A 6,514-nucleotide genomic window follows, 5' to 3' on the forward strand; every position below is an offset into this window, starting at 1 on the left:
TTGCGTATGTAATGCATTTAAGGCTTTTAGTGGGGCAATTTCGTTATCGTTAAAGATGATTTTCAGTTTTTTGCGTATGTAATGCATTTAAGGCTTTTAGTGGGGCAATTTCGTTATCGTTAAAGATGATTTTCAGTTTTTTAATACCAATGTTTGTTTCGATTTTCCAGTTTATTTTAGCGCCTGTTTCGGCAGTAATAGTAAACTGCTTTTGTTTACGCTCAGCTTTTTGAGTGTAGGCAGGCGGAATGATGGTAGCGCTGAAATCGGAAATTTCTGGGGGAATATTTTCTTTGATTGCCGGAATTTGACTTGCCTTTCCGTGAAAATTTAAAGGTTCACTTTTATGTAAAGAGATTTGGCTAATGCCGATGCTGATGAGCAGTCCTACAAAAAGGATAATCAAGCCTAAATATAATTTCTTCACAGGCTCTTTTGGCTGCGATAGGTTGGGGATTATATTTTCGATTTTGTTGCGCTGCAGTTGTTGCAGCATAGTCAATTCATCTTGATTTTGCAGCAGGAGATCGGCACTTTCTTCCAGTTCGGGGTATTGGTTGTTTACAAAACGCGAAACATCCTGATCGGTGGTTTTCCAAATGGGTTTTATGAATAAGAAGATGCCCAGAATAACAGGAAAAACAACTGCAAAAAGCCATGGAGAAAAATGCAGCAGGTAAACGCTCATAACCGATAAAACCAAAGCAATGGCCAAAGCAATTGTAATAATGCTAATCAGATAAAAGCTAATCCACTTTTTCCTTAGGTTACTGATCCAATTTTGTCCTTCAGCTTTTAACATAATTCGGTTTTTTTCTGAATGATAAAATACGTTCGGTGACAAAAATCAAAAGGGCAGTTATCCAGAATAAAGTTGCAAGTTCTTCATTTTTAGTAGTTTGTGTGGCTTCTGTTTTAGTAATCTCGGTAACTTCTTTTTGCTGAACTGATAATCTCCGCTGATCGGCAGGGTTGTCTTCAAAACCGAAGTCTGTTGAGTTTTCCGCTCTGATCACAATCGGCATCAATGCTTTTACAAATAAGCCATCCCAAACCAGTTCGTTCCATTGCGGGTTAAAACGGCTGTAAAAGTGAAAATTATGTAAGGAATCAGCCTTGTCATTTGTCAATACTGCATTTCCAAAACCATCGGTCCATATTTTTTCGGCTTGGCTGGTTGAGGCAATTCTTTTACTTAATTTAATATGACGACCATAAATGTTAATAGTAGATGGTGTGGTGACTACTTTCCCTTTTTCGTATTGAAATAATGCTCCATCCCGTGCAATTGATGATTTGAAATCTGATGAAACCGGATTATCAGATAACCAAAAACCAATGGTTGCTTTTCCTGCAGCTGCGTTGATGATAATTTTCCGTTTGGTGAAACTTCCAATGGCTTTTAAAGCCGCAATGAGGTATTTACGGTCTGTAATACCCGAAGTTTCGTGTATGGCGACGTTTATTGGCGATTCGTCTGCCGAATTTAAAGCCTGATAAGTGGTGCCTGAGGGATTGGACTTTGCTTCATATTTCTTTCCTGCATATCCGGCAATCCAGCTGCTAAGCGTATCGGTTTGATTTAGCGGAATGTACTTCAGTTTATAGCTAACAGTTGGCAGTTCGTTACCAAAACGGTTTAAGCGCCGATCGGCAAAAAAATAAACTTCAGCTCCAGGAGGAACAAATTGATTAGCTGCAGTCAGTAAGGCTGTATAACTTAAAGTATCGCCCTGTTTTGTTTCATTAAGAACGGTATCTTTTAAGGTTAATGGTTTAAAACCCACATTAAAATCGTGGATTTCGTAACCCTTTTTCAGTAATGAATCTATCGTTTTTTTATTAGAATTGAAAACCTGTTGGAAAATAGTTTTATCAACCAAAATCCATCCGGCTTTATTTTTGCCCGAGATTATTTTTTTAAGATAAGGTTGTGCCAGAAGAAATGCCAGCAGCACCAAAATCAAGCAGCGTAAAACCAATAAAAGCCAATTGTTAATTTTAAAGCTTTTTGAGCTTGCCCTCGAGCTTTCGCCAAGCAGTGCAATGCTGCCAATCTTAAGTGTTTTACCCTGTTTAACATTCCACAGGTGTATAATAAGCGGGATAATTAAGCCTGCAAGCGCCAGTAAACCTATGGGGTATAAAAAATGCACGGCTTAAATTCTAAGTTTACTTCTTTGTTTTAAAAAATCCCTCAATGCCTGGTCTAAAGGTTCATCGGTTGTAATTGTTCGGTAAAAAATCCTTCTATCAAGCAGCTTTATCCTGGTTTCTTCCAGATAGGCATTAAGCTTGTTTTGATAATTGGTCCTCGCTTTGGTTTGATCAATCTGAATGGTTTCTCCTGTTTCCAGGTCTTCGAAAGTGCTGTAACCTTTAAAATCAAGATTCAGTTCGTTTCTTGATAACACGTGAAAAACCACGATCTCGTGCCTTAAAGTATTCAACGTATCCAATAACTTGATAATTTCATCTTCTTTTTGATAAAGATCGGTCACGAAAATGAGCAATTCGCGTTTTTGGGCTCCAGCAAACAATTCTTTATAATGAATGGGTTTAGTGAATGCTCCATTGGGATTGATCTGCTCTAACTGGTAAAACAATCGGGCCAAATGTTGGTAATCCTGCTTTGGGGTCATGGAAAAGATCCCTGAATTTTTCAGCACATATAAACCAATGGCATCGCCTTGTAAATTAGCGAGGTAAGCTAAAGATGCACCAAGATATTTTGCATAATCTATTTTGGTAAAATCGCCATCACTATGGTTCATCGAGGCACTGGCATCTATTAATATGCGCACGGCAATATTCGTTTCCACCTCCGATTCGCGGATATAATAACGGTCGGAGCGGGCAAACATTTTCCAGTCGAGCGACCGTAAATCATCGCCGGGTTGATAACTTCTGTATTGACTAAACTCCAATCCCGGTCCCTTTACGGTACTTTTATTAATGCCGTTCATAAAACCATCAATCGTCATTTTTGCCGATAATGAAAGGTCTTTAATGGCCATTAATACTTTTGGATCGAGCAGTTTACTCATTAAATATTGGCTTTTGGTTTCGAAATGGCTCTAATCAGTTCGTCTGTAACTTTATCCGATGAAACATTTTCGGCTTCTGCCTTAAAATTCATCAATACCCGGTGGCGAAGTACCGGATAAGCCATGGCCTGTAAATCTTCCGTTATCACAGCATACCTGCCCTTAAATAAGGCTCTTGCTTTTGCTGTTAAAATCAGTGCCTGTCCGGCCCTTGGTCCTGCACCCCAACGCACCCATTCTTTAACGAAATTTACAGTCGTGGTATCAGGTCGGGTGGCGCGGATGATTTCGCTTACATAAGTAATTAAGTCATCGCTGATGCTTACTTCGCGGGTAATGGCTTGCAGCGCTGCAATTTCTTCGGCGCCAATAATCGGGTTGATCACCGCTTTTTTACTGCCCGTTGTACTGCTTAAAATCTGAGTTTCTTCGGCTGCCGTTGGGTAACCGATTTTGATGTACAAAAGGAAGCGGTCTAATTGTGCTTCTGGCAGAGGATAAGTTCCGGCCTGTTCAATCGGGTTTTGTGTAGCCAGAATAAAAAATGGCCGATCTAAAGGATAAGTTTGTCCGCCATAAGTTACTTCAAATTCCTGCATGGCCTCTAATAGTGCCGATTGGGTTTTTGGGGGCGTCCTGTTCACCTCATCTGCCAGGATAATGTTGGCAAACAAAGGGCCTTTGTTAAATTTAAAAAAACGTTTTCCCGTTACGTGGTCTTCTTCCAATATTTCGGTACCCACAATATCGGTAGGCATTAAATCGGGCGTAAACTGAATTCTTCTAAAAGAAAGATCTAAAGCCTGAGACATTGTTCTTACCATTAAAGTTTTAGCCAAACCCGGTACACCTTCCAGTAAACAATGTCCGCCGGCCATTAAAGCAATCAGCATTTCTTCAATGATCACATCCTGACCCACAATTACTTTTTGTATTTCGCTTTTTAAAAGGGAGATCTTATCGATCAATATTTTTAGGTTGCTTTCTGAACGCTCCAAAACGGTTGATTTTTTAGTATAACGATATTGTGTTTCAATATAGGGCATATTGATAGATAGTTTTAGCCTAATGGAAAAGAATATCAAAAAATTTACACGATAATTAGGATAAAAAAGCAGAATAATAAAAAATGGAGGTAATTTTAGGGTGATGCAGAGAGCTAAATTTACATTTGCGAGGTTAAAATATAATTCAGGCGATTGGGATACCGATCAGCGCATGCCATCCAACCTCTTAAATTCTCTTCTCGAGTATACAACCATTCCTTTGGATGAAGAAGAGAAAATTGTAGAGCTGAGCAGCCGCGATTTATTTAAATATCCTTTCTGTTATTTAAGCGGGCATAAACTGGTTCAATTTAGTCAGCAAGAAGCAGTAAATTTTAAAACCTATGTGCATAACGGAGGTTTCGTTTTTGTAGATGATTGCAATCATGATATTGATGGTTTATTTGCCCGTTCATTCGAAACACAGATGAGCAACCTTTTTGGTTCTCAGGCTTTGAAGAAAATCCCTAATAACCATGGTATTTATAGTTCTTTCTTTAAGTTTGAGAAGGGACCGCCAACCACTTCTTTCGAGTTAAATGGCTGGGGTGATGATCTCGTGCACGATTACCTGAAAGCAATCACCATTAACAATAGGATAGGAGTGCTTTATAGCAATAAAGATTATGGCTGCGAGTGGGATTACGATTTCAGGAACAAACGTTTTTTAGCTGAAGACAATACCAAATTCGGAGTAAATATTATCCTGTACGCTATGGGGATCAACAGTTAACAGTTGACAGTTTTCAGTTGTTGGTTGGCCTTGTCCTTACTTAGAATGATCAATTAATTAATCAATTGCTGATTAGCCAGTCTCCTTGTGTTGTCAGATGTTACCATCTGACAGATTTAGAAAATCATTGATTAAGTTTTAATCGCAGCAGATGGTAACATCTGCCGCCACTTAAATTGCTGATTAACCAGTCTACAACGCATAAGCCGTTTCGGCTTTCGATTGATTCAATACCAAAAAGCTCTGAATATTTCCAACATAAGCCAGTGCGCCTATATTATCTCTCAGAAAATTGTTGTAAGAAACCATATCGGGCATGGCTACTTTAAGCATAAAATCGAAATGCCCGGTAAGGTGATAACATTCCATCACTTCTGGGTATTTTTCCATTTCGGTCTTAAATGCCCTTACAATATCTTCCGAATGTGTGGTGAGCTGAATGTGCGGAAAGGCTATAAAATGCGACCTCAGTTTATCGATGTCTACAATGGCAACTGTTGATTTGATGTAGCCATTTGACCGCAGTTTTTTAATGCGGTCTACAATGTGGGTCATGCTTTTTCTAAGCTTTCCCGAAACTTCTTTATAGGTTAATAATCCATCACGTTGTAAAAGATTTAGGATTTCGATATCAGTCTGATCAACTTTTTGAGGTTGCATGTAAATACTTAGTGTATAATTGTTTCTTTTTTGTTCGCTTTTGTGCAGCCTAAAAATAGTTAAAATAAGGTATATTTAGGTTAATTTATTCTCGTTATTTAAAAACATACTTAGTGTATATATTACAATAATAGTAAAAATTATGGTGTGCAAATAAAAATTATATTCTGTTAGCTTATTTTCCTGATATGCTAAACCAAACTTTTGGGATGTTTAGGGTTTGATAAAAAATAATTTTTACCAAAAAAATAAGTTGTTGCGGTATAATTTGCTTAACTACTGATCTTTACGCTGTAATTAATTTAACCGAATATTATTTTTCTTATGCATAAAAAACACAATTTCGGTGCCGGCCCGTGCATATTGCCGTCATCTGTAATGGAGCAGGCTGCTCAGGCCGTAATCAATTGGGGAGGGATGGGTTTATCTATTTTAGAAGTTTCTCATCGATCACCAGAATTTGAAGATGTGGTACTTAAAACCCAGCTTTTGGTGCGCGAGTTATTGTCTGTTCCAGATCACTATTCGGTACTTTTTTTACAGGGTGGGGCTAGTACACAATTTGCTATGGTTCCGATGAATTTTTTGAGTAAAGGAAAAAAAGCTGCTTATCTTGATACAGGATATTTTGCACAAAAAGCCATTAAAGAGGCCAAATTGTTTGGCGAAGTAGAGTTAGTGGCTTCTTCGAAAGATAAAGATTATGCCTATATCCCAGTTGAGTTTAATAACAATAAGCAAGCTGCGTACCTGCATTGTACTTCAAATAATACGATTGAGGGGACAGAAATATTTGATTTCCCTACTGCCGGTGCGCCGTTGATATGCGATATGTCATCAGATATTTTTTCCAGAAAAATTAACATCACCGATTTTGATCTTATTTATGCAGGAGCGCAAAAGAATATGGGGCCAGCTGGGATGACATTGGTCATTGCTAAAAATGAATTCCTTAACAAGGCAAAAAAAGAAATCCCATCAATGTTGGATTATCGGGTATTCCGCGATAATATGAGCATGTACAATAC

Annotated in this window: 7 protein-coding genes; 2 read left to right on the forward strand and 5 right to left on the reverse strand. The window is 38.2% G+C overall.

What is annotated here, in order from left to right:
• Positions 1–49 precede the first annotated feature (49 nt).
• The 4 genes from AC1DPQ_RS13950 to AC1DPQ_RS13965 are packed head-to-tail and all read right to left on the reverse strand — an operon-like array spanning position 50 to position 4,093.
• Positions 50–802, reverse strand: a complete 753-nt coding sequence (locus AC1DPQ_RS13950) for a hypothetical protein (RefSeq protein WP_477609807.1) — start codon at positions 800–802, stop codon at positions 50–52.
• A complete protein-coding gene (locus AC1DPQ_RS13955) occupies positions 789–2,156 on the reverse strand; it encodes a BatA domain-containing protein (RefSeq protein WP_477583725.1) in 1,368 nt (455 codons plus the stop codon). The genes AC1DPQ_RS13950 and AC1DPQ_RS13955 overlap by 14 nt, the downstream gene beginning before the upstream one ends.
• Before the next feature lie 3 nt (positions 2,157–2,159).
• The gene (locus AC1DPQ_RS13960) at positions 2,160–3,047 is read right to left on the reverse strand and encodes a DUF58 domain-containing protein (RefSeq protein WP_477583727.1); all 888 of its coding nucleotides are present in this window, start codon (positions 3,045–3,047) and stop codon (positions 2,160–2,162) included.
• Positions 3,047–4,093 (reverse strand): AAA family ATPase, encoded by a 1,047-nt coding sequence (locus tag AC1DPQ_RS13965; RefSeq protein ID WP_477583729.1) that lies wholly within the window; start codon positions 4,091–4,093, stop codon positions 3,047–3,049. Before AC1DPQ_RS13965 ends, AC1DPQ_RS13960 begins: the two co-directional genes overlap by 1 nt.
• Before the next feature lie 103 nt (positions 4,094–4,196).
• On the opposite strand from AC1DPQ_RS13965, the gene AC1DPQ_RS13970 reads away from it, so the two are divergent.
• Positions 4,197–4,826 carry a DUF4159 domain-containing protein gene (locus AC1DPQ_RS13970; protein WP_477583731.1) on the forward strand — a complete coding sequence of 210 codons (630 nt, stop codon included), beginning with the start codon at positions 4,197–4,199 and terminating at the stop codon, positions 4,824–4,826.
• Positions 4,827–5,018: 192 nt separating this feature from the next.
• On the opposite strand, the gene AC1DPQ_RS13975 is transcribed toward AC1DPQ_RS13970, so the two are convergent.
• Positions 5,019–5,486: an Lrp/AsnC family transcriptional regulator gene (locus tag AC1DPQ_RS13975; protein WP_029275018.1), complete on the reverse strand. Its 468-nt coding sequence runs from the start codon at positions 5,484–5,486 to the stop codon at positions 5,019–5,021.
• A 324-nt stretch (positions 5,487–5,810) separates the two neighbouring features.
• Here AC1DPQ_RS13975 and serC point away from each other — a divergent pair.
• On the forward strand, positions 5,811–6,514 hold a 704-nt coding region (serC, locus tag AC1DPQ_RS13980; RefSeq protein ID WP_477609809.1), incomplete at its 3' end, for a 3-phosphoserine/phosphohydroxythreonine transaminase.

Source organism: Pedobacter sp. 01T416_2 (genome assembly GCF_056398925.1).